A 26,818-nucleotide genomic window follows, 5' to 3' on the forward strand; every position below is an offset into this window, starting at 1 on the left:
GTTGTTATTTAATAGACCCACTGGTAATTCCTTGAATAATGTGTTTTTGCATGGTAAAGAAGAAGATTAATAATGGAATAATACCGATTACTAATGCTGCAAGTGCTAAATCCCACTGTTTTGTATACTGTCCAAAGAAGAAGAAGGTCGCTAATGGAATGGTCCTAAGCTCTGGGTCCTGAAGTACAAGTGATGGTAATAAGAAGTCATTCCAGATCCATAGGCTGTTTAGGATGACAATGGTAACCGTAATTGGTTTTAATAATGGAAAAACAATTCTCCAGAACACTCCAAATCGTGAACAGCCGTCAATGATTGCTGCTTCTTCAAGCTCTAACGGAATCCCTTTAATAAAACCGTGATATAAGAAGATGGTCATACCTGATCCAAATCCTAAATACATGAAGACAAGGCCCCAGATACTGTTTAAAATACCCAAGTTACCGGCTGTTTTGATAAGTGGAATCATGAGTGATTGAAACGGAATGATCATCGCAGCAACGAATGTCATGAAAATGATATTACTAATTTTCTTTTTGGTTCTAACGAGCATATACGCTGCCATCGAACAAAAGATTACGAGAACGATATTACTAGCGATTGTGATGATTAACGAGTTTTTAAAGACAATTAAAAAGTCTAATTTTTCGAATGCATTAACATAGTTATCGAACATTAGCACTTTCGGAAGGGACGATGTATTGGTTAAAATCTCGGCAAATGATTTCAGGGAGTTTGAAAACACATAATAGAATGGGACTAAAAAGACAAGACCGAGCAGGATCGCAAGGATTTCAACAATAGATGTTCTCCATGTATACCTGTTGCCCATTAGGATTCAACCTCCCTTTTCTTTGAAATCGTCACTTGAAGGACGGTAATCGCTGCTACGACAATGAAGAAGATTAATGCTTTTGCCTCGCCAATACCGTAACGGTTATTAACAAATGCTTCTGTATAAATGTTAAGCGCCAGCATTTCTGTTGATTTAAATGGACCGCCGTTTGTCAACGACAGGTTTGCATCAAAGACTTTAAAAGATGAAGCGGTTGTTAAAAATAAACAAATTGTTACAGCTGGTGCAACAAGCGGCATTGTGATATGGCGAAGAATCTGAAATCTATTTGCCCCGTCAATTCTTGCTGCTTCAATTAATTCCTGCGGGACGTTTTGCAATGCTGCAATATAGATAATCATAATGTAGCCTGCTCCCTGCCAAAGACTGACAATGACAATTCCCCAGAATGCAGTATTCGCATCCCCTAACCACGCTAACTCAAAAAGAGGAATCCCTGTTAGCTCTCCTATGGATGCAAATCCTTTTACAAAAATAAACTGCCAAATAAATCCTAAGATCAAGCCACCGATTAAGTTAGGCATGAAGAAAACGGTACGTAAAAGGTTTCTCGTTTTTAACCTTTGTGCAACAAGTATTGCTAATCCAAAACCAATTACATTGGTTAGGATAATAGAAACGACTGTATATTTTGTTGTTAGCATAAATGATTGTTGAAATTGCTTGTCCTCTGAAAATAGGTATTTAAAATTATCCAGTCCCACCCATTTGACGGTTCCTGTTATCCCGTTCCAATCTGTAAAAGCATAATAAATACCTGTAAAGAAGGGGATTAATACGATTAGTGTAAATGCTAACAAAACTGGTCCGACAAATAGGGTAAATAACCCTGCATCTTTCCATTTCTTCTTATTCATAAAAGAAACAGATTCAGAAACTTTCGTGCTTTTCTGTTTTGTGATGGCGGACCCCTTTACTGTATCCAGCTTACTTTCGTTATTCATTCCCTGCACCTCCATAACCCTATTTTAGTGATTAAAAAAAATTATGAAACGGCTTACATTGACCAATTGGGTGGAAAATATTGAACTATCAAAATATTGAACTATTAAAAATAAAACTGTGCTACAATGTTCTAAAAATAATGGCAAGGGGGAAGGTTAGTTTTTTACTATATAACTAGCCATAACGAGATGGGATGGAGTATACGGAAAAAACTGATTATCTTCTTACTTTTAGCAACCGTTGTCCCTTTTGGAAGTTCCATTGCGATTTCTTACTTTCACACGACAAAGTCACTTGATGAACGTTTTGTTTCTACCAATCACGAGTTGATTGAAAAAGGAGAAGAAGAACTGACTACTTATTTAAACGATGTAGCGCAAATGTCATCCGTTCTTTATAGGTATACTCCGTTTATGAATGTGATGAGAGAGGGAATCTCACAGAACTTTAGTAGTAATCAGGAAGAAGTACGGAGAGCACTTGCTTATTTATTCAATTCTCGTCCCGAAATTGAACAGATGCATCTCTACATTGATCGAGATAAAGAATCCTACACGAACTACCATTCAAGAATTAGCGGCAGGGCGAAGTATGAGGATGTTCTTTCACATCCCTACTATTACCAATTAATGCGGTATCCCGGTTTTTCAATTGCTGAACCACCCCATGAAATCTATAGTTATAACGATATATCTGTGATTCCAAATTCGGAGAAAAAGGCTGTATTAAGTTTTCATAATATCATTCGAGATGTTCCGTTAGAAAGATTTTTAGGCTTTTTATCGATTGATATTAACCTTTCAAAAATAAGTGCCATTTCCGACCGTTTGTATACGAAAGATTTAGAGGATTTTTATATTATGAGTGAAAATGACATCATTATTTACTCTTCCAATGAAAAAGAAATTGGAAAAGTCAATAAAGAAAAGTGGTTTAAGCAAGTGAAGAAGGAGCCGGAAGGACGGAAAAGTATTGAATGGAAGGATGCGCAGTTTTCAGGTTTCATCGTCCATGAAAAGTTTTCGGAATCGTTTAAAGACTGGTATATCGTAAAACGAATTCCATACGATGTTCTTTATAAAGGTGCTAGAGAAACAGCCTTAATCAACATTTTGATTGGTTTGATTACACTTGTATTTGCTTTACTTGGTACCCTATTTGTTTCCTTTAAGCTCACTGCCCCTATAAAAGTGTTGATTAGAAATATGAAAAAGGTAGAGAATGGTGAATTCAAGGCTGATTTTGAAACACTCGGGACCGATGAAATTGGTATGCTGGGAAGGCATTTCAAATTAATGATTGCCAAAATCGATGAATTAATTGAGAGCGAATATAAATTGGAGATTGAAAATAAAGCATCACAGCTGCGGGTGCTGCAATCGCAAATTAATCCGCATTTCCTGTTTAACGCTTTTCAGTCGATTGGAACATTGGCGCTCAAGTCTAAAGCGGTTCCGGTTTATACCCTCCTCACTTCTTTATCGAATATCATGAGATACAGCATGAATATGAAGGACGATATTGTTCCGTTTACAGCAGAGCTGAATCATGTTAAATCATACCTATTATTGCAAAAACAGCGATTTAACGAGCAGTTTGATTTTGAACTGAATATCGAGGAAGAAGTCAAAGAGATACTCGTTCCCAAAATGATTTTACAGCCCATTGTGGAGAATTGTTTTAAACATGGCTTTGATCAGCACATAGACAAAGCATGGATTCAAATTGAAGCATATCTCGAGAATGACAATATGGTCTTAATCAATATAAAGGATAATGGAATGGGTCCAAGCGATGAACAACTTGAAAAAATCCGCATGGAACTATTTCATGGCAATTCAAAAGCTGACATGCAAAGAGAAGCGATAGGGTTAAAAAATATTTATGACCGATTGCAGATTTATTATCACAATCAGGCAAACCTGTTGGTTAACCGGAATGAAGAAGGTGGTTTTACGGTTACCATCCAAATTCCAAAGGTAATACCGAAAGAGGTGGAACATTCATGAAGGCGTTAATCGTTGATGATGAAAACCATGTGCGAGATGGAATTAAGATACTAGCTGATTGGGAGAAAAATGGAATTCAAGAAATATATGAGGCTGGAAACGGTGAAGAAGCTATTAAGCTTATTCAAATCATCCGTCCTGAAATAATTTTTTCTGATATGAAAATGCCAAAAGTGGATGGAACTCAGCTTTTAGAGTGGATTAAAGAAAATCATCCAAACAGTAAGACGATTGTGGTGACAGGTTACGATGACTATCATTATATGAGAAAAGCAATCCATTTTGGAAGTTCAGACTATCTCTTAAAGCCTATCGAGCCGGAAATTTTAAATCAAACATTGGAAAAAGCGGTTAGTGAATGGAAGAAAGAAGAAGTTGAAAGGAAAAGAAACGAAACTAGTTCTCTGCTGATTAATGAAATGAAACCTGTTTTTCGAGATCGCAAGCTTACACAGCTAATGAAAAGTGATAGTATACAAGATGAAAAATATGAAGTATTCGAATGGTTACAACAGTCGCGGCAGTATATTTTAGCTCTTGTCAGAGTCAATGGGAAGACGATTGAGGCATTTCAAGGAGATCGAGATCTAACTTATTTCTCAATTTTAAATGTTATAAATGAAATTTTAATGGAATATCAGTGTGGAATAGGGTTTCGTTACTTATCCAAGAAAGGCCAAATCATCATTATTTTTTGGGACAAGTTCGAGCGGATTGAAAATCATTTAGTTCGAATGTATAGGGCACTTAAGGAGTTGATGGATATCTCCTGCCCAATTGCTGTCGGGAAATTAGTAAACAGCAGTACTAGGTTAATGGATTCTTATCATCAAGCTAGAGAGGTTTTATTAAATAGAGATATCCTAAAAGATAGTGAAAACAGAGTCTTTATAAAATCATTACAATCTCCTCCAATTGTAAAAAGTTTGATGTCATATGCACCAAGTATCGAACTAGCTATCAAAACTGGCGAAATAGGTGCTTTTGAAGAATTAATCAATCAAATAGCAGAGGATCTTACAGAAAACAACTATTTATCTCTAAGACAGTTGTTAAATCTTCAAAATGAATATATGGTCATAAGCAATAAGTGGTTTAAGTACTACAATATTTCATTTAAAGAACCAGAAGGTATTGAAGAGAGGTTTGAATTGTTTTTCGATTCAAACGGCACGTTTAAACTAGAGGAGTATAAAAAGAGGATAAAGCGTGAAATTGCTACTTTTATAAAGAAAGTAAAGAAAAGCACACTGCAAAAGAATAAGAATATAATAATTGATATTGAAAAGTACCTTCAGGAAAATTTTGATCGGGATGTAAAACTGCAGGAGATATCAGAACATTTCTATATCAGTAGAGAATATATCTCAAGGAAATTTAAACAGGAATTTAATGAGAACATCTCCGACTATATCGTGAGAATTAGAATGGAAAAGGCAAAATCTTTATTGAAGAATAGTCAGTTAAAAATCTATGAGATTGCGAACATGATTGGCTATCAAGATGATAAGTATTTTCGGAAGGTATTTAAGAAGGTCGAGGGAATTACTCCGAATGAATATCGAGCACAATATGAGAAACGGTGATAAGCAGAGAAAGATCCTCTTTCACTACTTATTTTTTTTACAATAGGAAAAAGAATGAATTTTTTGTAAATATATATGTGATTATTTCACTATGTTTATTTACATGACTTTAACCAAGTCTAAATGGTAACTACATATGTACTAAACAATTCACCCGTACAATTTTATATGTAGGAGCAGACATATAAAAAGGGAGATGGGGAAAAATGAAAAAAGCATTTGTGATTGGAGCAGGCCTGACTTTCAGTTTGTTATTTAGTCCTTTTCAACAGGCTTTTGCAGCAGAAACAACTGGGGAGTTACGAAAAGTGGATAATGTTGCTCACCGTGGTGCAACAGGGTATGCACCGGAAAATACGATTGCCGCTTTTGATAAAGGCGTCGAAATGAAAGCTGATTATATTGAAATTGATGTCCAAAGAAGTAAGGATGGGGAATTGGTTATCATTCATGATAATACAGTTGACAGAACAACAGATGGTACTGGGTATGTGAAAGACTTAACCTTTGAACAGATTAGAAGTCTTGATGCAGGCAGTTGGAAGGGCGAGCAATTTACAGGTGAGAAAGTTCCTACATTCGATGAAATTCTTGACCGCTATCATGGTAAAACTGGTATTTTAATAGAATTAAAATCACCTGAGCTTTATCCTGGAATTGAAGCACAGGTTGCACAGAAACTAAAAGAACGAAACCTTGATAAACCGCAAAATGAAAAAATTATTATCCAATCTTTTAATTTTGAATCTATGAAAATAACAAACAGTTTGCTTCCAAAGGTGCCGATTGGTGTCCTTACATCCAATAGAGCCCACACAACTGAACAAGCATTGAAAGAATTTGCAACGTATGCTGATTACTTTAATCCAAGTTATGGAATCGTATCAAAAGAATTGGTTGATCAAGTGCACGCGCTTGGAATGAAAATTCAATCCTGGACGGTTCGCAGCCAAGAAGCAGCTGATTTCCTTTTAGAAATGAACGTAGATGGAATTATTACCGATTATCCTGATTATGTAGATCCAAGAAAATAGGACAAACTATCACAAAAAGAGGGAAAGCTTCATCCCTCTTTTTTCTAATATTCCTGATGTTTGAATCCCCCTGGAGCAACGCCATACCTCTTATGAAACACGTATCCATTTGTGTGATACGAATAGCCGAAAAATAAAATATTTGTTGTCATATGTTCCCTCATTATTATTAAAATAGCAAAATAGTAGATGTTTTAATTATATAATCTATGTTTTATTGCGATAAAAACCTGTAAGATGTAATCAAATAAGGAAGGTTTTTAAGAAATGGGGGTTAAGGATAAAAAAATTCCAATAGCTGTACAAATAGATAAAGTAAATTCATATGGGAGTAGATTATTATGGTTAAAGTAACAGTGTGGAATGAAAACCGTCATGAACAAAAAAATCCAGTTGTAAGAGATATTTACCCTAATGGGATCCACGGTACGATAGCAGGATTTTTAAAGGAAAACAGTCATGAAGTAACGACTGCTACTCTAGACGAACTAGAGCATGGCTTAACGGATGAAGTGCTAGACAATACAGAGGTATTAGTTTGGTGGGGGCATTTAGCACATGGTGAAGTAAAGGATGAAATTGTTCAAAAGGTCCAGCAACGTGTCCTCGACGGTATGGGTCTAATTGTTCTTCATTCCGGGCATTTCTCAAAAATCTTTAAAACATTAATGGGAACAAGCTGTGATTTAAAATGGCGGGAAGCAGACGAAAAAGAAAGACTTTGGGTCGTAAGCCCAAGCCATCCTATTGTAGAAGGTATCTCAGAGTATATTGAATTAGAAAAGGAAGAAATGTATGGGGAACATTTTGATATTCCACAGCCAGATGAACTGATCTTTACAAGCTGGTTTGAAGGAGGGGAAGTATTCCGCAGCGGATGTACTTACAAACGTGGGAATGGAAAAGTATTTTACTTCCGTCCAGGCCATGAAACATATCCTACTTACCACAACAAAGACATTCAACTTGTCATTAGCAATGCAGTGAAATGGGCAGAGCCGGTAAAGCGTGAACGTCCAGTCTATGGAAATGCAAAACCACTAGAAGTTATTGCAGGGAAATAAGAATGGAAAAAATTAAAAGTAGGCGTGAAACAGTTCAGATATAGAACTATGAAGATAACTCCTCAGCCGCCTATTGGGGTGAGGAGTTTTTTTGTGTTATAGTATTTTTTATTAGTTTGGCGGGAGGGTCATAGTGTGAAAATGAATGATCAATGGTGGAAGAAAAGTGTCGTGTATCAAATTTATCCGAGAAGCTTTATGGATGGAAATGGGGATGGGATTGGCGACCTGCAAGGTATTTTAGAAAAACTTGATTACTTAAAGGAATTAGGGATAGATGTTATTTGGCTGAGTCCTGTTTATGATTCACCAAATGACGATAATGGGTATGACATTCGTAACTACCAAGCAATCATGAACGAGTTTGGAACCATGGATGACTTTGATCAGCTTCTTGAAGAAATACATAAAAGAGACATGAAGCTCATCATGGATTTGGTGGTTAACCATACTTCTGATGAACATGATTGGTTTGTAGAATCAAAAAAGTCGAAGGACAATCCCTATAGAGACTATTATATATGGCGTGAGAAACCCAATAATTGGGGCTCGGTTTTCGGCGGGTCTGCATGGGAGCATGATGAAAAGACAAATGAATATTATCTCCATTTATTTTCAAAAAAACAGCCGGATTTAAATTGGGAAAACCCCAAGCTTAGAGAAGAAGTCTACCAAATGATGAAATTTTGGCTCGACAAAGGAATCGACGGTTTTCGAATGGATGTTATTAATTTTATTTCCAAACATCCAGAACTTCCGGATGGTGCAAAAGGTGAGGGACAAACATTTGGTGATGGCAGCCCATATTTTATGAATGGACCAAGGATTCATGAATTTTTGCATGAAATGAACCAAGAAGTTTTATCGAATTATCCAGCAATGACGGTTGGTGAAATGCCTGGCGCTTCCCCTGATTTTGCGATTTCTTATACAGATCCGGACAGAAAAGAAGTAAACATGATTTTTACTTTTGAACACATGGATTTAGACAGTGCACCAGGAGGAAAGTGGAACCTAAAGCCTCTTCATTTGCCAGATTTAAAAGAAAACTTGGCGAAGTGGCAAACTGCCTTACATAATAAAGGCTGGAACAGTTTGTATTGGAACAATCATGATCAACCGCGGATTGTTTCAAGGTTCGGAGATGATCAGAACTACCGAGTGGAATCTGCAAAGATGCTCGCAGCCTGTCTTCACTTCATGCAGGGAACACCGTATATTTATCAAGGTGAAGAAATTGGGATGACGAATGTAAAGTTTGATTCGCTGGAAGATTATCGTGATATTGAGACAATGAATATGTATAAAGAAAGAATTGCTTTAGGCTATAGTCATGAGGAAATCATGAAGTCTATTTACGTAAAAGGCAGGGATAATGCCCGAACACCAATACAGTGGGATACTACTGCTAATGGTGGTTTTACAACCGGCACTCCTTGGATAAGGGTAAATCCAAGATACGATGAAATTAACGTCAAGGCAGCATTAGAGGATCCGCAATCTATCTTTTATTTCTATCAAAAATTAATTGCCCTACGAAAAGAAATGGATATTATCATTGAAGGAGACTTTAAGCTGCTGTTAGAAGATAGCAGTGAAGTATTTGCTTATGAGCGCAATTGGAAGGATAAACAACTCCTTGTTTTGTGTAATTTCAGTTCTACGGAAGTTGTGATTGAGGATGAAGAATTGCTGACAAGAATGCGGGAATCTAAGCTGGTAATTTCCAATTATGAATCTGGTAATATGAGCGTTTTACGCCCTTATGAAGCAGTTGTATTAAAAATTTAAAGATCCGGATTGAGGACTAATTTATCTAGCGGCATGTGAGATTTGTCCGCAAGACCCTGGATAAAGGACTAATCTATCTGGCGACACGAGAGATTTGTCCGCAAGCCCCTGGATTGAGGACTAATCTATCTAGCGGCACGAGAGATTTGTCCGCAAAACCCTGGATTGAGGACTAATCTATCTGGCGACACGAGAGATTTGTCCGCAAGCCCCTGGATTGAGGACTAATCTATCTAGAGACACGAGAGATTTGTCCGCAAGACGCTGGATAAAGGACTAATCTATCTGGCGACACGAGAGATTAGTCCGCAAGCCCCTGGATTGAGGACTAATCTATCTAGCGGCATGTGAGATTTGTCCGCAAACCCCTGGATAAAGGACTAATCTATCTGGCGACACGAGAGATTTGTCCGCAAGCCCCTGGATTGAGGACTAATCTATCTAGCGGCACGAGAGATTTGTCCGCAAGACGCTGGATAAAGGACTAATCCTTCTGGCAGCCCGTAAGATTTGTCCTCAAGCCCCTGGATAAAGGACTAATCCTTCTGGCAGCCCGTAAGATTTGTCCGCAAGACGCTGGATAAAGGACTAATCCTTCTGGCGACACGAGAGATTTGTCCGCAAGCCCCTGGATAAGAGACTAATCTCTCTAGCAGCATGTGTGATTTGTCCCCAATACCTTAGACTACAAACGAATCTTCCTGGTCATATTCAGACATAATTTGGTGATTCCGATGGCAACCGAGTCCGAATCAGCCGCTTTTTGAAATATTCTAAGATAATGCTGTTCGAAAACAGCGAAAAGTCAAAACGAAAGGGCTGCCTAGAAGGCGCCCTTTCGTTTTGAACTAAAATTCTAAGATTGCAAACCCATTGCCCTGTAACTGGACAATATCATTTGAAAGCTCAATTACTTGACCAGTCCAAAGATTTTTAACCGTTTTTTCATTAAGCCCATAAGGCAGAGGATATTCCACCGAATTTTCACTAGTATTAAGGATGACCAAGATAGTGTTATCATCATTCGACTTCATATAGGCCAAACAGTTGTCGTGGTGTTCCGGGTCAATAAAGGAAAGTTCCCCAGCATTCCTAAGTAAAGGATGCGTCATTCTCAGTTGTACCAGCTTTTGGATATGGTTAAATAAATCAGCATTCTGCTTCTCTTTCTCCCATTCCATACATTTTCGGCAGCCCGGATCCTGAGTTCCGCTCATTCCTATTTCATCCCCATAATAAATACAAGGAGTTCCGATAAAGGTTAACAACAAAGTAAACACCTGCTTAACCCTGTCCATATCCTCCTCGCATTCCGTTAAGATTCTAGGAGTATCATGACTGCCTACGAGATTAAATGCCACTTCGTTAATATTTCTAGTGTACATATGAATCACACCAGTCATGCTCTCAACAAATTCTTTCGCTGTAATGCTTTGCTTCGCAAGCAGTTTAAGAATATTCGTTGTGAAAGGATAATTCATGACCGCATCGAATTGGTCTCCCCTAAGCCAAGGCATAGAGTCATGCCATATCTCCCCTAATATATATAGGTCAGGCTTGATAGCCTTTACCTCTTTTCGGAATTCTCTCCAAAAGGCGTGGTCTACTTCATTTGCCACATCGAGCCTCCAGCCGTCAATATCAAACTCTCTTACCCAATAACGCCCAACCTCTAGTAAATATTCCTTTACTTCTGGGTTCTCCGTATTCAGTTTAGGCATAAAGGGGGTAAAGGCAAAAGTATCATAATTAGCTTGTGGTTCTGTCATAACCGGGAACTCATGGATATGAAACCAATCCTTAAATAACGATTTTTCTCCCTTTTCCAAAACATCTTGAAAAGGTGGGAAGTAAAACCCACTATGGTTAAATACAGCATCCAGCATTATTTTAATTCCATTTTGATGACAAGCATTCACTAATTCCTTAAAGGTTTCCTTTGTTCCGAACTGTGGATCAATCTCCATGTAGTCAATCGTATCGTATTTATGATTGGAGTATGCTTTGAATATAGGGGTCAAGTATATCCCTGTAATACCTAGTTCTTTTAAGTAAGGGATATTTTGAATTACTCCTTCTAAATCACCTCCGAAAAAATTTGTGGGTGATGGATCTTCGCTGCCCCAGGCCAGCACATCTTCAGGGTCTCGATGCTTATTTCCATTTGCAAATCTTTCTGGGAATATCTGATACCAGACAGTATCCTTTACCCAAGAAGGTGCTTTGAAGATATCTGCACTGTTCATATAAGGAAAACAGAAATAGTATGCAGTATCATCTAATGGCGGTTCAGAATAAAAACCCTTCTCAGTAAAACATACAGTTTCAATACCATCATCTAAAATAAATCCATAGCGAAGGCGTCTAAACGGAGGGTTAATAGCTGCAAACCAATAATCAAATAATTGGTCAGAACCACTTTTCCTCATAGGAGTAGTTGATGTTTGCCACTCTTTTTCCTTCCATTCATAGGGATCTCCATGAACGAGAGTGACCTTTTGAAGGTCATTCTTTTTTGTGCGGATGGTAATATGTAATTCGTTTTCTGTGCAAACGTATGCATAATTATCTTTAGGCCGATGATAAATTGCTTCCTTGAACAATGGAACCAGCTCCTTATTAATTCTTATAATTAAAGGTTAATGTACCCGAAAACCCTTGTCAATACTATATGTTTTAAGGGGTGTTTTTTCTTTAATATAGTAAGTGAATTAATAGTATTGTCTGCTTTTTTTAAAAAAAGTAGTTGTAAAATAAAAAAATGGGCTTATAATGAAATTATGTTGCGCAAACGTTTTCGCAAATGAAAGCGCTGACTACTATTTGTGCAATGTGAATAATTCCTATTCAAAATACAGGAGGAGAAGAAATGAAAAAAGCACTTTCGATTTTCATGATGGTTGTTTTAGTGTTAGGCGTTCTTGCAGCTTGTGGACCAAAAAGAGAAACAGCAGGCACGAATGACACTGGGAAAAAAGAAGAAACAGCAAAACCAGAAAAATTAGTAGTTTGGGAAGATAAAGATAAATCTGGCTGGCTTGAAAAGGTAGCAGCTGATTTCGAAAAAGAATATGGAATTAAAATTGAGTATAAAGAAGTTGAAATGGCGACAAAAATGCGCGATCAGCTTCGTCTTGACGGCCCAGCAGGGACTGGCCCGGATATCGTTACATTACCTCACGATCAAATTGGTCAAGTGGTAACAGAAGGGCTTCTTGCTGAACTTAAATTAGATAAAGCAGTTACTGATAAATTCTCGCAATCATCTATTGATGCGCAAACGTATGATGGTAAAATTTACGGACTTCCAAAATCCTCTGAAACACCAGTATTTGTTTACAATAAAGATTTAATGACAGAAGCTCCAAAGACAATGGACGAGCTTTACACTTTCTCTAAAGATTTCACGAAAGATGGAAAATTCGGTTTCTTAGGACTATGGGATAACTTCTATTTCGCTTATGGCATCATCGGCGGTATGGGAGGATATGTTTTCAATAATAACGGTGGAACGCTTGATCCTGCTGACATCGGCTTAAATAACAAAGGTGCTGTTGAAGGTACTGAATATATCCAAAAATGGTACTCAGAAGGATTATTCCCTAATGGTATCATCGGTGAAAATGGCGGATCTGCAATGGATGGTCTTTTCACAGAAGGTAAAGTTGCTGCTGTTATGAACGGACCATGGTCATTCCAGCCATACAAAGATGCTGGTATTAATATCGGTGTTGCGGCTCTTCCAACTCTTCCAAACGGCGACCATGTAAAAACATTCATGGGTGTTAAAGGATGGCATGTATCAGCTTACTCTAAAAACCAAGAATGGGCTGCAAAATTCCTAGAGTTTATTACAAATGATGAAAATGCTAAATATCGCTTCGAACAAACAGCTGAGGTTCCAACAAATACAGCATTGGTTGATGATCCTGCGATTACGGAAAATGAAGGAGCAAAAGCGGTTGCTGAACAATCTCAATATGCTCTTCCAATGCCAAACATTCCAGAAATGGGCCAAGTTTGGGATCCTATGGCTAAATCACTCCAAACAGTTGTAACTGGTAAAACAGAACCTAAAGCAGCTCTTGATTCTGCAGTTGAACAAATTAAAGCAAATATTGCTTCTACAAAGTAATAGTTTAATAGTTAAATCGGCAGTACCTCAGAGAGTTTGGGGTACTGCCGGAAAATTATAATAGTTTTGCTGCTTTATGAAGGAAAAACAAATCTTTTCCTTGATCAAGCATTGAAGCTTATAAAATGACATTAGAAAGGGGAGTTTAGGATGTCTAAAGATTTATCCTATGCAACCAGTCACCGTAAGAAAGCGTTGATTCTTTCCGTAATCCCTGGGTTAGGTCAGCTTTATAACAAACAGTTTTTAAAGGGAGCCTCCTTTCTCATTATGAGTGCCGCTTTTTTCTATGTTTTTTATGATTTATTAAACATAGGATTATGGGGATTAGTTACATTGGGAGAAATACCATTTACAGACCATTCTATTTTCTTATTAGTCTACGGAATTCTAGCCCTTATTGTTTTAGTCTTTGGAATTGGGTTTTATTTGTTTAACCTGCGCGACGCTTATAAGGTTGGGTTAAATCGCGATAATCATGAACCTATTAGTACAGTAAAGGAACAATATAGAAATCTTATTGATAATGGTTTTCCTTATTTAATCATGTCTCCTGGATTTTTATTGCTGGTATTTGTTGTTGTTTTTCCAATTCTATTCGTGTTATTTCTAGCATTCACGAACTACGATCTTTATCATTCTCCTCCAGCGAAATTAGTAGATTGGGTATTATTTAAAAACTTTGTTGATATCTTTAAGGTTGATATGTGGCGTCAAACCTTCTTCTCTGTTTTATCATGGACGTTGGTTTGGACCTTCGTTGCTACTACCTTCCAAGTAGCATTGGGGATATTCCTAGCAATTATTGTTAATCAAAAGGATTTGAAAGGAAAAGCAATTATCCGTACCGTCTTTATTCTTCCTTGGGCCGTACCGGCATTCGTTTCTATTCTTGTTTTCGCAGGAATGTTCAATGAATCATTTGGTGCGATTAACAGAGACATTCTAGGGTTCTTCGGTATAGAAGGTTTCCCATGGATGACAGAGCCAATATTCACAAGAATAGCTCTAATACTTATGCAAACATGGCTTGGCTTCCCATTCATTTTCGCAATGACAACAGGCGTCCTGCAGTCTATTTCACAGGATCTTTATGAAGCCGCTACTGTTGATGGTGCATCCAATTTCCAAAAGTTTAAAAATATCACATTGCCGCTCGTACTATATGCAATCGCACCTGTTTTAATTACACAATATACGTTTAATTTTAATAACTTTAATATCATTTACTTATTTAATGGCGGAGGACCTGCAATTACTGGCCAAAACGCCGGCGGAACAGATATCTTAATTTCTTGGATTTACCGCCTGACAATGACATCAGCACAATACTCGAAGGCAGCAACGTTAACCATGCTGTTATCGATTATTGTTATAACCGTTGCCATCTGGCAGTTTAAAAGAACAAAATCATTCCAAGAAGAGGATATGATGTAATATGAAAAAACAAAACTTTGTTAGACTCACTCTTACGTATCTCGTTGTCCTAATCATGTTTGTTATTATCCTATATCCACTCGCATGGATCATTGGTTCATCTTTTAACCCGGGTCAAAGTTTATCAGGATCAAGTATCATTCCTGAGAATGCGACATTAGCTCACTATAAAGAGCTATTTGATACAAGTAAAAGTAATTATGTATATTGGTATATTAATTCTTTAAAAGTTAGTATCTTAACCATGCTATTTACTGTTATCTTAGTAAGCTTTACAGCATACTCATTCTCACGGTATCGATTTGTTGGACGTAAAAATGGCTTGATGACATTTTTGATTTTACAAATGATTCCAAACTTTGCTGCGCTAATTGCCATTTACATTTTAGCTACGCTGACGAATTTAATCGATACTCATTTAGGCCTAATCCTTGTATATGTCGGCGGACAAATACCGATGAATACCTGGTTAATGAAAGGGTACTTAGATACTATTCCAAAAGAACTCGATGAATCAGCAAAAATTGATGGAGCAGGACATTTACGAATCTTCTTTCAAATTGTCATGCCGCTTGCAACACCTATTCTTGCGGTAGTAGCACTTTTCTCCTTCATTGCACCTTTTGCGGATTTCATTGTCGCAAGTATTTTACTTAGGACAGAAAAAAATTATACACTTGCTGTTGGTCTTTACGATCTAGTAGCAAAACAATTTGGTGCTGAATTTACTACTTTTGCAGCGGGAGCTGTATTGATTGCTGTTCCAATAGCGATACTATTCTTATCTTTCCAACGCTTCTTCGTGTCTGGATTAACTGCAGGAGGAACAAAAGGTTAAAGTACTGAGGTAGAAAATATTAATCCTCGCCTTTATAATTAATTTAAAACACCCTTTGAGAGGGGCGCAGGAAATGGCAGTTACGATTAAGGATGTTGCAGTACTCGCTAACGTTGCTCCATCAACGGTTTCAAGAGTGATAGCTGACAGTCCGAGAATTAGTGAAGAAACAAAGCAAAGAGTAAAAAAAGCGATGGAGCAGCTTGGTTACCATCCCAATTTAAATGCGAGAAATCTAGCAAGCCAATCCACTCAGGTATTGGGTCTTGTCATGCCGAGTTCGAAGGATGTTGGATTTCAAAATCCCTTTTTCCCTACAGTATTGCAGGGAATAAGCGAAGGGGCACAAGAAAAAAATTATGCCTTGCAAATGTCAACAGGTAAATCAGAGCAGGAAGTTCTTGATGCTGTGATTCAAATGGTGCAAGGAAAAAGAGTAGATGGAGTGATACTTCTTTATTCTAATGTTGATGATCGAGTTATATCTTATCTAAAAGAGCAAAGGTTTCCTTTTGTTCTAATCGGAAAGCCTTATCTGGATATGGAAGAAATAACTCATGTTGATAATGATAATGTTCGTGCAGCGAAAGAAGCGACGGAGTATTTAATAAGCTTTGGACATGAGAAAATTGGTTTTATCGGCGGAAGTAAAGAGCTAATGGTAACGGTCGATCGTATTGCGGGTTATCAACAAGCTTTGAAAAATGCCGGTCTTACCATTAGCAACGAATATATGATCCATGAAGAGTTTCTAAGAGAAGGTGGTCAAGGAGCTGTCCGTGAATTAATGGCCCTTGATCACCCGCCTACAGCACTGGTAGTAGCAGATGATTTTATGGCTTTAGGTGTTCTCAATAAACTGGATGAACTCGGAATTAATGTACCAGATGACGTATCTATTGTTAGCTTTAATAATGTGCTGCTTGCAGAATTGGCAAGACCGCCATTAACCTCAGTGGATATCAATATTTTTGATCTTGGCTATCAGGCATCGAAAAACTTAATTGTTATGGTGGAAAATAACAATGAACCTACTAAACGCTTAATCATTTCTCATCGAATAATTGAACGTTCATCGTGCACAAAGCCAAATCCTCAAAGAGGATTGGAAAGGAATTAACATGAAAAAAATATGGTGGAAAGAAGCAGTTGCCTATCAAGTTTATCCCCGCAGCTTTATGGATTCTAACGGGGATGGAATAGGTGATATTCAAGGAATTATTTCTAAGTTAGATTATCTGCAAGAATTAGGAATTGATGTGATTTGGATTTGTCCAATGTATCAATCACCAAATGATGATAATGGGTATGACATTAGTGATTATCAAGAAACTATGAAGGAATTCGGGACCATGGCTGATTTTGACCAGCTATTACACGAAACGCACCAACGCGGCATGAAGCTGATACTAGATTTAGTGATCAATCATACGAGTGATGAGCATCAATGGTTTATTGAATCTCGCACCTCAAAGATTAGCCCAAAGCGGGACTGGTATATTTGGAGAGACGGGAAAGACGGGAAAGAGCCGAATAATTGGGAGAGTATTTTTGGCGGTTCTGCTTGGGAGTATGATAAAGAAACCGACCAATACTTTTTGCATATTTTCTCAAAAAAGCAGCCTGACCTTAATTGGGAAAATAAAGAGGTTAGACAATCGCTCTATGACATGGTTAATTGGTGGCTCGATAAAGGAATTGACGGTTTCCGTGTCGATGCTATCAGCCATATCAAAAAAGAAGCTGGACTAGAGGACATGCCAAATCCTAAAGGATTAAACTATGTTTCTTGTTTTGATAAAATGATGAATGTTGAGGGTATTCATCCGTTTTTAGAAGAGTTAAAGGAAGAGACTTTTTCTAAGTATGACATCATGACTGTTGGCGAAGCGAATGGAGTAACGGTTGACGATGCAGCAGATGTTGAACAGTGGGTTGGAGAAAAACAAGGGAAATTCAATATGGTTTTTCAATTTGAGCACCTTAATCTCTGGGATGCTGAAGTGAAGAAAGAACTTAATATTATTGAGCTAAAAGATGTTTTATCCCGCTGGCAGAAGGGGCTTGAAGGTAAAGGCTGGAATGCCCTGTTCATTGAAAATCATGATAAAGCTCGTGTGGTCTCCACTTGGGGAAATGACCAAGAGTATTGGCGTGAAAGTGCAACAGCATTTGGAGCCATATATTTCTTGATGCAAGGTACACCGTTCATTTACCAAGGACAAGAAATTGGCATGACAAATGTTCAATTTGATTCCATTGATGACTATAATGATGTATCGGCAAAAAACATGTACCGTTTGAAGAAAGCAGAAGGAGTTTCCCATAATGAAATTATGGAAGTCATTTGGGCTTCTGGCCGAGATAATTCACGGACTCCTATGCAGTGGTCAGATGAAATAAATGCAGGGTTCTCTACAAGCAGTCCATGGATTAAAGTTAACCCAAATTATAAAAGTATTAATGTTGAATCCCAGAAAAAAGATGAGACATCAATACTTAATTTCTACAAAAAGATGATTCAGTTAAAAAAGGATAATGAAGTGTTCACTTATGGCACCTATGATTTGCTGTTAGAAGAAGACCCTCAGATTTACGCCTATACTAGGACGTTAAATCAGGAAAAGGTATTAGTAATAGCAAACCTTTCTGTAAAACCTGCTGAGGTTAACGGAGTTTCGGTGGAAGGTGGAAATCTGTTATTAAACAATTATAATGTTGCAGATTATGAGCAGAATTCCACACTTTTACTAAAGCCTTATGAGACGAGAGTGTATCGAATTTAAGTGGCATAATAATAGTCGAAATTGAATCTGAAATCGATTTTTTGCATTTTAGACGAAAGGCAGTGATCAGGACCTCCCTGACACTGCTTTTTTTTTGTATAAAGTTTCAAAAAAAATGAAATAAGCTCACCGAGATTAGAAAAATATTAAAATAGCAAAATAAGAGATGTTTCAATTATATGATCTATGTTCATTTCAAGTCTCATATTATAAGCTGAAATTAAATTAGCAATGTTTTCTAATTGAATGGAAATTAGGGTGTAAGAGGATGAATATTACGTATGGTCTTTTACTATTTTTGTTAACAGCTAAATTTAAAGAAATGAGGGGGAAGAATTATTATGTTTGAATCTGTAACAATAAAACGTACATTGCCATTAAGTCCTGAACAAGTGAAACAATATGAAGAGGACGGTTATTTAGTCATTAGGAATGGCTGTAGCAATGATTTGATTGAAGTATTTAATGCTCATATTTACACCATTCGTTCAGCTGAGAAACTTCCAGATTGGGCACATCCGCGTAAAGGGCATGAAGTTAGTGACAAGGAGCGTTTCTCGGTGCGTTTATTTAACCCTCATTTGCACGATGGTTTTTCATTACAAATGATGAAATTGCCAATAATTCGCGATACTTTAGCACAGCTATTAGGCGATGAAGCGGTCGGTATTCAAAGTATGTACTTCTATAAATCTCCAGGCTCACCGGGACAAGCGGCCCATCAAGATTATTATTATATTGATAACAAGCCTAATACGTTAACAGCCGCATGGATTGCAATGGAAGATGTTGATGAGGAAAACGGTTGTTTATGGGTCATTCCCGGAAGCCACAAGGAAGGTTTACTGCCTCATGGAAGAGTAAAGGATGTTAGCGAGCATGAAGCATGGACTGACGAAACGGAAGGCGCAGATTTGTCGAAACAAATACCTGTTGTAATGAAAAGCGGAGATATCGTTTTCTTCCATAACTTACTGATTCATTCCTCTAAGAAAAACCGTACAGATGACAGATGGCGCAAATCTTATGTTTGTCACTATATTCGACATGATTCAACCATTGAAAGAGAAGATTTGAAGAATAAAATTTCTTTATTATAATTTAATTTTATCGAAAAGAAGGAAAACTCCCTGAACATGGTCAATTTGCTAATACCTATGAAAATAGCAAAATAATAGATGATTCAATTATATCATCTATGTTCATAGTAACACTCGTCGTGTAAGCTGAAATCAAATTGTAATGTATTATTTTAAAAGGAAATGAGGAAAAAAAGATGACGTCTATTCCGGTAGCAGTACAAATGTATACATTGCGAGAAGAGAGTGAAAAAGACTTTGCCGGCACTTTAAAAAAAGTGGCTGAAATTGGATTTCAAGGGGTTGAATTTGCTGGATATGGCGGTTTGACTCCCAGAGAAGTAAAAGCATTATTGGACCAATTCGGACTTCGCGCAGTCTCCAGTCATGTGTCTCTCGAAGAATTGGAAAACAATTTGGCACAAGTCATTAAAGATCAAAAAATATTAGGTAGTAAGTATGTGGTCTGCCCTTATTTAATGCCGGACCGTCGAAGTGAAGAGGATTATCAAGCTCTTATTTCAGTATTAGATCAAATAGGTGAAACATGCCGACTAGAGGGCATTACCCTTCTTTACCATAACCATGATTTTGAACTAGAGCGTTTGTCGGATGGCAGAATGGCACTTGAAGCTATCTTTGACGATACAAACTCGGAGAATCTAATGACAGAGCTCGATGTATATTGGCTGACAAAATCTGGAGAAAGTCCAGTCGAGTGGATAAATCGTTATAAAAACAGATCCCCCCTCGTACACCTGAAGGATATGACAACAGATGCAGAACAATTTTTTGCAGAGCTTGGAACAGGTGGCGTTGATATTGAAACTGTACTAAATGCAGGAGATGAAACGGGTGTAAAATGGTGGGTCGTCGAGCAGGATATGAGCCGCCGTACACCATTTGAAAGTATTGAGATAAGTTTGAATTACTTGAAAGAAATGATGGGGAGGAACATGTAGATGAGTACATTAAAAGTAGGAGTTATCGGGTGTGGAAGTATTGCGAAATATCGTCATTTGCCAGAATATAAGTTAAATAAAAATGTAGAGATTGTTGCAGTTTGTGATATTGTCGCAGAACGTGCGGAGAAAATGGCTGAAGAATACGGTGCCAAAGCATTTTCAGATTATAAGGAAGTATTGAGGCTGGAAGACATTGATGCGATTAGCGTCTGTCTGCCAAACTATCTGCACGCACCAGTATCCATTGATGCATTGAACTCGGGAAAACATGTTATTTGCGAAAAGCCAATGGCTACTTCAAAGGAAGAAGCGGAAGCGATGATTAATGCAGCAAAAAGAAATGATAAAAAACTAATGATTGCACATAACCAACGTTTTGTTGCCTCTCATCAAAAAGCAAAAGAAATTATTGAGAGTGGCAAGCTAGGAAAAATCTACAGCTTTAAAACTACTTTCGGCCATCCTGGTCCTGAAGGCTGGAGTGTAGATGGAGCAGGAAGCTGGTTCTTTAATAAAGAAAAAGCTTTTATCGGAGCAATGGGTGACCTTGGAGTTCATAAAGCAGACTTAATGCGTTATTTACTTGGAGAGTTTACCGAAGTAGGAGCATTCATTGAAACAAATGCGAAGCAAAACACAGATGTGGATGACAACGCTGTTTGTATTTTACGTACGGAAAGCGGCATCATTGGAACGCTTGCCGCAAGCTGGGCTTATATGTCAGGTGGAGATAATTCGACTATTATTTACGGTGAAAAAGGTACCCTTCGTTTAGAAGCTGATCCGGAATACTCACTGATTGAAGAATATCGCGATGGAAGCGTCGTTTATCACAAACTCGATAAGATCCAGACCAATGAGGAAGGCGGACAGTCTACATCGCATGTCATCAACCATTTTGTTGATTGCATTGTAGAAAATAAAGTACCACTTATAAATGGTGAAGAAGGAATGAAATCACTGCAGATTATTTTAGCTGCACTTGAGTCAAAGGAAACGAAACAAATTGTTTCATTACAAAAACAGGAAGTTTCAGTTAATTGACGTTAGTTGTTTTTACCGATTTATTTACAAAAAAGTTTTGAAGAGATGCTTGATTATGTAAAAGTTTCAGTTCTTGGAGGGAAACGATGAAAATTCAACTAACTGAGCAAGAAAAAGAAACCAAGCAACTAAATCCGGAAACACTTGAAATTGCAGTGGAGCAAGTTAGAGCAAATGGTTACATCATTTTTGATAAAGTGATTTCGGAAGAAAAGATCACTCAAATTCGCAACAGCTTTGACCCGTTGTTCGATGAATTCATTGATCGAAAAGGGTACAATACAGGAACAAATCGCGCTCAAATGTTTTTACCTTTTACAGAGCCTTTTATTGATGGAGATATTATCTGTAATCCAATTGCCACATCCGTCATCGATCAACTTCTTGGTGAATGGAACCATTGTAATTACTTTGCGTCTGATACTCCAATGCCTGGATCAGATTATCAAAATTGCCACTGTGATATAATGCCGCTCTTTCCAGAGCTGGCCATTCCATTGCCGGTTTTCAGTCTAGTTTTAAACATCCCATTAGTGGATGTAACCGAAGAGAATGGACCTATGGAAATTTGGCCGGGTGGAACGCACCAAAATCCGGATCGTTCCAATCATGACACATTGAATAATACTGTTAATCCGCATTTAAACATTGTGCGAGCGGCAGAACATATGTATTCCGAAAAAGTGTTTATGTCAGCAGGTTCAATCCTTATCCGTGATATTCGTATGTGGCACCGTGGCACACCTAATCTTTCAAATGACCGTCGGACCAATCTAGCGATGATTTTCAACAGAAGCTGGTATGGCGCAGGATCTACAATCCCAATACCGCAAGAAACATATGACAACATGTCACAGAAAGCGAAAGAGCTTTTCAGAATGGAGAAAATCGGCAGCTCTGTAAAAATGCCTTGGGAATGATATCGGATTCGGTTTACATCTGCAAATAACCAATTATACCAATAAATCCAAAAGAATAAAACTAGACCATATGAAGGGGAGTGATGACACACATGATTCGTGTTGCAATTCTAAGCTTCTGGCACGTACATGCCAATGATTACGCCAAAGAAGCTCTAAATCAACCAGATACGGAAATTGCTGCTGTATGGGACGAGCTTCCGTCGCGCGGCAGAGAGAGTGCAAATAAGTTTGGTGTTCCATTCATAAAAGATCTAGATGAACTGATGCAGAATCCGGACATTGATGCCGTCATAGTGACGGCGCCAACCAATATGCACCATGATGTCATGGTCAAAGCTGCAAAGGCGGGTAAGCACATATTTACCGAGAAAGTGATAGCTCCTACAATGAAAGAAGCCAATCAGATTGTAGCTGCCGTTCAGAAAGCAGGAGTTAAATTAACCGTTTCCCTTCCAAGACTCAATGACAGTTATACTTTGGCGGTTCAAAATGTAATTCGCGAGGGTTTGCTTGGGGAACTAACACTTGTACGTGTTCGTTTAGCGCATAATGGCGCGATTGCGGGCTGGCTTCCTGAGCACTTCTATAATTTAGAACAATGCGGTGGCGGAGCGCTTATTGATCTTGGTTGTCATCCGGTTTATCTCAATAGACTGTTCCTGGGTATGCCAGAAAGTGTAAGCGCCAACTACGGCTACATTACTGGAAAAGAAGTAGAGGACAATGCCGTATCTGTTTTCCGCTACGCCAATGGCTCGATTGGGATTGCAGAGACTAGCTTCGTCAATAGCTACTCTCCTTTTACTGTTGAAGTTCATGGGACAGAGGGCACCTTGATGTATGGTACGCCAGAACCAAAAATGCTTATTCGCTGTACCAAAAATAATGCGTCCATTTGGGAAGAAATCACTCTGCCACAACCACAGGAATCCGCCTTCTGTCAATGGATAGGCCACATTCAGAATGGAACGGTAGCGGAGGAGAATATCAAGTTGGCTTTGGATTTAACAAAGTTGATGGATGCCTCCAACTTATCCATCAAAGAACAACGACCAATATTAATCAGTGAACTGTTACCTACTTCAATCAGATAAGTAAATAAAACATGAAATGTGAAATATTCACTCTATAGTTTGTATACAAAAGGCATCCGATTGGGCACATTCGGATGCCTTTTGTCATAAAAAACTAACAAGATTAAACATTTTTATCTGCCAAATAGATGATAAAAGTAGTGTGAATATAGCTATATATTATAGATATGTAATTTGTTAGTTTTCATGTTTTTTTTCAGTTTTACACCGGAACAGAAACGTTGTAGTAAGAAGCTCGTGTTTGCCTTATTATCATAATCTTAATTTGGTCGGAGCAACCCCCATCCATTTTTTGAAGGTGCGATTAAAATAAGCTTGATCACAATACCCCAGATATTCTGACATTTCACCAACTGTCATTTCTGTATTTTCAAGCAAATTTACAGCAGTGTTAATTCGTATTTGATGCAAGTATTGAATGGGTGTACTGCCAATTACTTCTTTAAATACAACAGTTACATAATTAGGTGAGTATCCTACTAATTCAGAAAGCTCTTCAATTGTAAGATTCTTGGTGAAGTTTTGAAGAATGTATCCTTGAATTTTTCGAGCAATTTGTTCTTTTGCAGGAGATGATTTCCACTCTGCAAGCTCTTGAGCAATTAGGGTCAAAAGTTCAAATAAAATAAACTGTGACATTTGCTCATAATAAGGTCTTTTTCCTAACCACTGAATAAACAAAAAGGCAAAGCGTTGTTCATAATAAGCTGCATTCCGTAGTTTCATTCGAGTGATCTTATTTGGCTTTGCAAATGGGAGATAGGTTTCATTCGAAGCACGTGAGAATACAGCAGTATACTTTTGATGTGAGTTATCTGGATGGCTTTTCCATGCACGATCTAGACAAAATGGAATATGTAATACTTCACCTTTTTGCACCTCAAACTTTTGATCATTAATCCAATAATATAGTTTTCCCTCTGTAACAAAAACGATTGTATCGCAGCCTCGGCTTTTTCCAATATTCCATTTCGGATCAACATCATGATAAACCCCTTTAATATCGAGCAAAGGTTCACATCTCCTAATAAATATAATTGATGAAATATTCAAATAGTTTGTTTTTGTTAATTTTATCATTTTTGTTCATCAAATATAATGAAAACAGGAAAAAATTTTCACTAATATTTTTGGAAATGGGGGCAGGAAAAATGAAATATTCAATAGCTTCGTATTCTTTTCACGGAATGTTTAATGAAGGTAAAATGGACTTATTTGGTTATCTTGAAAGTGTTAAGTATCGCTATCATCTTAACAATGCAGACATTTGGAACATGATGCTGGCAAGTTTTGATGAAGATTATTTGAAAAAAGTGAAAGAAGCTATGGATGAAAAAGACTTATATTTAGCAAATCTATGTGTGGATTGTGCAGAAGTATGGGATTCCGATCCAACAGCAAGGAAGAAATGGTATGAAAATGCACTGAAAAATTTAAGAGCAGCTGAAATATTAGATGCTAAAACTGTTCGAATTGATATGGGTGGCAGGGATTTAGACATGACAGAAGAGCAGTTTGAATATACAGTCAAGCGCTATAGGGAATATGCGGACATTGCCTATAATTGTGGATTTATGGTTGGACCTGAAAACCATTGGGGTGCATCTAGAGTGCCGGAAAATATAAGGAAAGTTTATGAAGCAGTAGATCACCCATCCTTTGGTATTCTTTTGCACTTTGATAACTGGGATGTTGATAAGGAAAATGGAGATCAACTTTGTGCAAAGTATGCGTTCCATACCCATTTGGCAGCATGGGTTATACCATCTTGTGAAGAGAAACTTCAAATTCTAAAAGATGTTGGTTACAAAGGACACCTGGGTATAGAACATCATTCAAGCAAAAATGAATATAGTCAAGTTGCATGGCAGTTAGCAACTACTCGAAACACTTGGAATGCTATGAAAACTCGTAGTGAGATGGGAACTGTAGTATTATGAGAAAAATTAGAATTGGAATCATTGGTGTAGGAATCATTGGTAAAGTTCACTTGGATAATTATGCAAAACTAGAAGGGGCAGAGGTGGTTGCGGCCTGCGACCTAAATGAGAGCGAGCTAAAATTAGTTGCTGAAAAATACAATATCCCTTTTACGTACACGAATTTTCGTGAAATGTTAAATCGTGATGATCTTGATGCAATTGATGTATGTCTTCATAATAATCTTCACGCTGAGATTACAATTGATGCCTTAAAAGCTGGCAAACATGTATATTGTGAAAAACCAATTGCTGGTTCTTATAAAGATGGGAAGAAAATGGTGGATACGGCGATAGAATACGGAAAGAATCTCCATGTTCAGCTTAGCTTCCTATACTCCTTAGAAACAAAGGCCGCAAAACGCTTAATTGATGGGGAAAAACTGGGGAAATTATATCACGCTCGTTCTACTGGATTTAGAAGGCGTGGCCGTCCCTTTGTAGATGGCTATGGAACAAAAGACTTTAACCAAAAGAAAATCGCTTCCGGAGGTGCGCTCTTTGATATGGGAGTGTATCGTATCTCACAACTACTCTACTTAATGAACATGCCTCAAGTCAAAACAATCTCAGGAAAAACATACCAAGAGATGGACATGGATGAAAAACGCAGACAAATCAGCGGTTTTGATGTAGAAGAGCTTGGTGTAGGTTTCGTTCGATTCGAAGACGGACTTACCTTGGATATTATTGAGTCATGGGCCATTCATCTGAACGGATTTGAAGGAAGTAGTATTGTCGGTAACCAAGGGGGCATCAGATTCCCAGGTCATTCAAATGGAGTGAATGTACCATTCAGCTATCATACATCTGTTTGTGATATGGATATGGACAGTACTTTTGATTTAGGTGCAGCTGATTACCGTTGGCATCAGTTAGGAGAAAATACAGATGCTTATGATTCTTCTCAACATAATTGGATTGCTGCACTTCAAGGTAGGGTAGAATTGTTGCCAACTGCAGAAATAGCCCTTCAAACGATATTAATTAGCGAAGGTATTTATTTTTCTGATCGTTTGGGGAGAGAAGTTACTGCAGAGGAAGTCGTATCAATGTCTGAGACACATGCGTTAAAGGTTTAAAGAGGATATAGATATATTAATCCATTTCTAAAATTGTTTTAGATCTTTCAAAGAAAAATCTATTAAAATAAGAGTCGGTAGGCGTCCAGAAGAATGTACCAACTATCTTTTAACTGGATACAAAAGGAAGAGGCTCAGACGGCAATTTAACGTCAGAGCCTTTATTACCAT

21 protein-coding genes are annotated in these 26,818 nt (G+C 37.7%); 17 read left to right on the plus strand and 4 right to left on the minus strand.

Annotated elements, in window-relative coordinates; genetic code table 11:
* Positions 1–4 precede the first annotated feature (4 nt).
* Positions 5–832, minus strand: a complete 828-nt coding sequence (locus tag QNH48_RS04500) for a carbohydrate ABC transporter permease (protein ID WP_283953942.1) — start codon at positions 830–832, stop codon at positions 5–7.
* Positions 832–1,713, minus strand: coding sequence for a carbohydrate ABC transporter permease (locus QNH48_RS04505; RefSeq protein ID WP_481858482.1), 882 nt, complete (start codon positions 1,711–1,713; stop codon positions 832–834). The genes QNH48_RS04500 and QNH48_RS04505 overlap by 1 nt, the downstream gene beginning before the upstream one ends.
* 276 nt (positions 1,714–1,989) lie before the next feature.
* On the opposite strand from QNH48_RS04505, the gene QNH48_RS04510 reads away from it, so the two are divergent.
* The 5 genes from QNH48_RS04510 (at position 1,990) to QNH48_RS04530 (ending at position 9,285) form a co-directional block, all read left to right on the plus strand.
* A complete protein-coding gene (locus QNH48_RS04510; RefSeq protein ID WP_283953944.1) occupies positions 1,990–3,810 on the plus strand; it encodes a sensor histidine kinase in 1,821 nt (606 codons plus the stop codon).
* Positions 3,807–5,396: a response regulator transcription factor gene (locus tag QNH48_RS04515; RefSeq protein ID WP_283953945.1), complete on the plus strand. Its 1,590-nt coding sequence runs from the start codon at positions 3,807–3,809 to the stop codon at positions 5,394–5,396. The genes QNH48_RS04510 and QNH48_RS04515 overlap by 4 nt, the downstream gene beginning before the upstream one ends.
* A 206-nt stretch (positions 5,397–5,602) precedes the next feature.
* Positions 5,603–6,430, plus strand: a complete 828-nt coding sequence (locus QNH48_RS04520) for a glycerophosphodiester phosphodiesterase (protein ID WP_283953946.1) — start codon at positions 5,603–5,605, stop codon at positions 6,428–6,430.
* Positions 6,431–6,771: 341 nt separating this feature from the next.
* A complete protein-coding gene (locus QNH48_RS04525) occupies positions 6,772–7,494 on the plus strand; it encodes a ThuA domain-containing protein (RefSeq protein ID WP_283953947.1) in 723 nt (240 codons plus the stop codon).
* A 141-nt stretch (positions 7,495–7,635) separates the two neighbouring features.
* On the plus strand, positions 7,636–9,285 hold the full coding sequence (locus tag QNH48_RS04530; RefSeq protein WP_481858483.1) for a glycoside hydrolase family 13 protein: 1,650 nt from the start codon (positions 7,636–7,638) through the stop codon (positions 9,283–9,285).
* Between the two features lie 848 nt (positions 9,286–10,133).
* On the opposite strand, the gene QNH48_RS04535 is transcribed toward QNH48_RS04530, so the two are convergent.
* On the minus strand, positions 10,134–11,888 hold the full coding sequence (locus tag QNH48_RS04535) for an alpha-glycosidase (RefSeq protein ID WP_283953949.1): 1,755 nt from the start codon (positions 11,886–11,888) through the stop codon (positions 10,134–10,136).
* 266 nt (positions 11,889–12,154) lie between these two features.
* Between QNH48_RS04535 and QNH48_RS04540 the strand changes: the two genes are divergently transcribed.
* From QNH48_RS04540 to QNH48_RS04585, 10 genes are all read left to right on the plus strand, one after another.
* Complete coding sequence (locus QNH48_RS04540) at positions 12,155–13,420, plus strand: extracellular solute-binding protein (protein WP_283953950.1); 1,266 nt, start codon at positions 12,155–12,157, stop codon at positions 13,418–13,420.
* 150 nt (positions 13,421–13,570) lie between these two features.
* On the plus strand, positions 13,571–14,857 hold the full coding sequence (locus QNH48_RS04545) for a sugar ABC transporter permease (protein ID WP_095249049.1): 1,287 nt from the start codon (positions 13,571–13,573) through the stop codon (positions 14,855–14,857).
* 1 nt (position 14,858) lies between these two features.
* A complete protein-coding gene (locus QNH48_RS04550) occupies positions 14,859–15,695 on the plus strand; it encodes a sugar ABC transporter permease (protein ID WP_283953951.1) in 837 nt (278 codons plus the stop codon).
* A gap of 73 nt (positions 15,696–15,768) precedes the next feature.
* Positions 15,769–16,815, plus strand: coding sequence for a LacI family DNA-binding transcriptional regulator (locus tag QNH48_RS04555; RefSeq protein ID WP_283953952.1), 1,047 nt, complete (start codon positions 15,769–15,771; stop codon positions 16,813–16,815).
* Between the two features lies 1 nt (position 16,816).
* Positions 16,817–18,481 (plus strand): glycoside hydrolase family 13 protein, encoded by a 1,665-nt coding sequence (locus QNH48_RS04560; RefSeq protein WP_283953953.1) that lies wholly within the window; start codon positions 16,817–16,819, stop codon positions 18,479–18,481.
* A 341-nt stretch (positions 18,482–18,822) separates the two neighbouring features.
* Entirely contained in the window at positions 18,823–19,581 is a 759-nt protein-coding gene (locus tag QNH48_RS04565; protein ID WP_283953954.1) for a phytanoyl-CoA dioxygenase family protein, read from the plus strand.
* Between the two features lie 176 nt (positions 19,582–19,757).
* Positions 19,758–20,522 carry a sugar phosphate isomerase/epimerase family protein gene (locus tag QNH48_RS04570; RefSeq protein ID WP_283953955.1) on the plus strand — a complete coding sequence of 255 codons (765 nt, stop codon included), beginning with the start codon at positions 19,758–19,760 and terminating at the stop codon, positions 20,520–20,522.
* Positions 20,523–21,569, plus strand: coding sequence for a Gfo/Idh/MocA family protein (locus QNH48_RS04575; RefSeq protein WP_283953956.1), 1,047 nt, complete (start codon positions 20,523–20,525; stop codon positions 21,567–21,569).
* An 86-nt stretch (positions 21,570–21,655) separates the two neighbouring features.
* Positions 21,656–22,489: a phytanoyl-CoA dioxygenase family protein gene (locus QNH48_RS04580; protein WP_283953957.1), complete on the plus strand. Its 834-nt coding sequence runs from the start codon at positions 21,656–21,658 to the stop codon at positions 22,487–22,489.
* Between the two features lie 92 nt (positions 22,490–22,581).
* Complete coding sequence (locus QNH48_RS04585; RefSeq protein ID WP_283953958.1) at positions 22,582–23,586, plus strand: Gfo/Idh/MocA family protein; 1,005 nt, start codon at positions 22,582–22,584, stop codon at positions 23,584–23,586.
* A gap of 252 nt (positions 23,587–23,838) precedes the next feature.
* Here QNH48_RS04585 and QNH48_RS04590 read toward each other — a convergent pair whose 3' ends face one another.
* Entirely contained in the window at positions 23,839–24,597 is a 759-nt protein-coding gene (locus QNH48_RS04590; RefSeq protein ID WP_283953959.1) for an AraC family transcriptional regulator, read from the minus strand.
* A 140-nt stretch (positions 24,598–24,737) separates the two neighbouring features.
* On the opposite strand from QNH48_RS04590, the gene QNH48_RS04595 reads away from it, so the two are divergent.
* The gene (locus QNH48_RS04595; RefSeq protein ID WP_283953960.1) at positions 24,738–25,526 is read left to right on the plus strand and encodes a sugar phosphate isomerase/epimerase family protein; all 789 of its coding nucleotides are present in this window, start codon (positions 24,738–24,740) and stop codon (positions 25,524–25,526) included.
* Positions 25,523–26,647, plus strand: coding sequence for a Gfo/Idh/MocA family protein (locus tag QNH48_RS04600; protein ID WP_283953961.1), 1,125 nt, complete (start codon positions 25,523–25,525; stop codon positions 26,645–26,647). The genes QNH48_RS04595 and QNH48_RS04600 overlap by 4 nt, the downstream gene beginning before the upstream one ends.
* Positions 26,648–26,818: the final 171 nt, after the last annotated feature.

The sequence above is a fragment of the Neobacillus sp. YX16 genome (assembly GCF_030123505.1).
GTDB lineage: Bacteria > Bacillota > Bacilli > Bacillales > Cytobacillaceae > Neobacillus.

Bases quoted from the DNA above. Each gene is read 5' to 3' on its own strand.
- QNH48_RS04555 (WP_283953952.1), top strand. From the start codon at position 15,769: ATGGCAGTTACGATTAAGGATGTTGCAGTACTCGCTAACGTTGCTCCA.
- QNH48_RS04505 (WP_481858482.1), bottom strand. From the start codon at position 1,713: ATGAATAAGAAGAAATGGAAAGATGCAGGGTTATTTACCCTATTTGTC.
- QNH48_RS04540 (WP_283953950.1), top strand. From the start codon at position 12,155: ATGAAAAAAGCACTTTCGATTTTCATGATGGTTGTTTTAGTGTTAGGC.
- QNH48_RS04525 (WP_283953947.1), top strand. From the start codon at position 6,772: ATGGTTAAAGTAACAGTGTGGAATGAAAACCGTCATGAACAAAAAAAT.
- QNH48_RS04500 (WP_283953942.1), bottom strand. From the start codon at position 832: ATGGGCAACAGGTATACATGGAGAACATCTATTGTTGAAATCCTTGCG.
- QNH48_RS04550 (WP_283953951.1), top strand. From the start codon at position 14,859: ATGAAAAAACAAAACTTTGTTAGACTCACTCTTACGTATCTCGTTGTC.
- QNH48_RS04530 (WP_481858483.1), top strand. From the start codon at position 7,636: ATGAATGATCAATGGTGGAAGAAAAGTGTCGTGTATCAAATTTATCCG.
- QNH48_RS04580 (WP_283953957.1), top strand. From the start codon at position 21,656: ATGAAAATTCAACTAACTGAGCAAGAAAAAGAAACCAAGCAACTAAAT.
- QNH48_RS04565 (WP_283953954.1), top strand. From the start codon at position 18,823: ATGTTTGAATCTGTAACAATAAAACGTACATTGCCATTAAGTCCTGAA.
- QNH48_RS04515 (WP_283953945.1), top strand. From the start codon at position 3,807: ATGAAGGCGTTAATCGTTGATGATGAAAACCATGTGCGAGATGGAATT.
- QNH48_RS04570 (WP_283953955.1), top strand. From the start codon at position 19,758: ATGACGTCTATTCCGGTAGCAGTACAAATGTATACATTGCGAGAAGAG.
- QNH48_RS04575 (WP_283953956.1), top strand. From the start codon at position 20,523: ATGAGTACATTAAAAGTAGGAGTTATCGGGTGTGGAAGTATTGCGAAA.
- QNH48_RS04595 (WP_283953960.1), top strand. From the start codon at position 24,738: ATGAAATATTCAATAGCTTCGTATTCTTTTCACGGAATGTTTAATGAA.
- QNH48_RS04600 (WP_283953961.1), top strand. From the start codon at position 25,523: ATGAGAAAAATTAGAATTGGAATCATTGGTGTAGGAATCATTGGTAAA.
- QNH48_RS04585 (WP_283953958.1), top strand. From the start codon at position 22,582: ATGATTCGTGTTGCAATTCTAAGCTTCTGGCACGTACATGCCAATGAT.
- QNH48_RS04545 (WP_095249049.1), top strand. From the start codon at position 13,571: ATGTCTAAAGATTTATCCTATGCAACCAGTCACCGTAAGAAAGCGTTG.
- QNH48_RS04560 (WP_283953953.1), top strand. From the start codon at position 16,817: ATGAAAAAAATATGGTGGAAAGAAGCAGTTGCCTATCAAGTTTATCCC.
- QNH48_RS04520 (WP_283953946.1), top strand. From the start codon at position 5,603: ATGAAAAAAGCATTTGTGATTGGAGCAGGCCTGACTTTCAGTTTGTTA.
- QNH48_RS04510 (WP_283953944.1), top strand. From the start codon at position 1,990: ATGGGATGGAGTATACGGAAAAAACTGATTATCTTCTTACTTTTAGCA.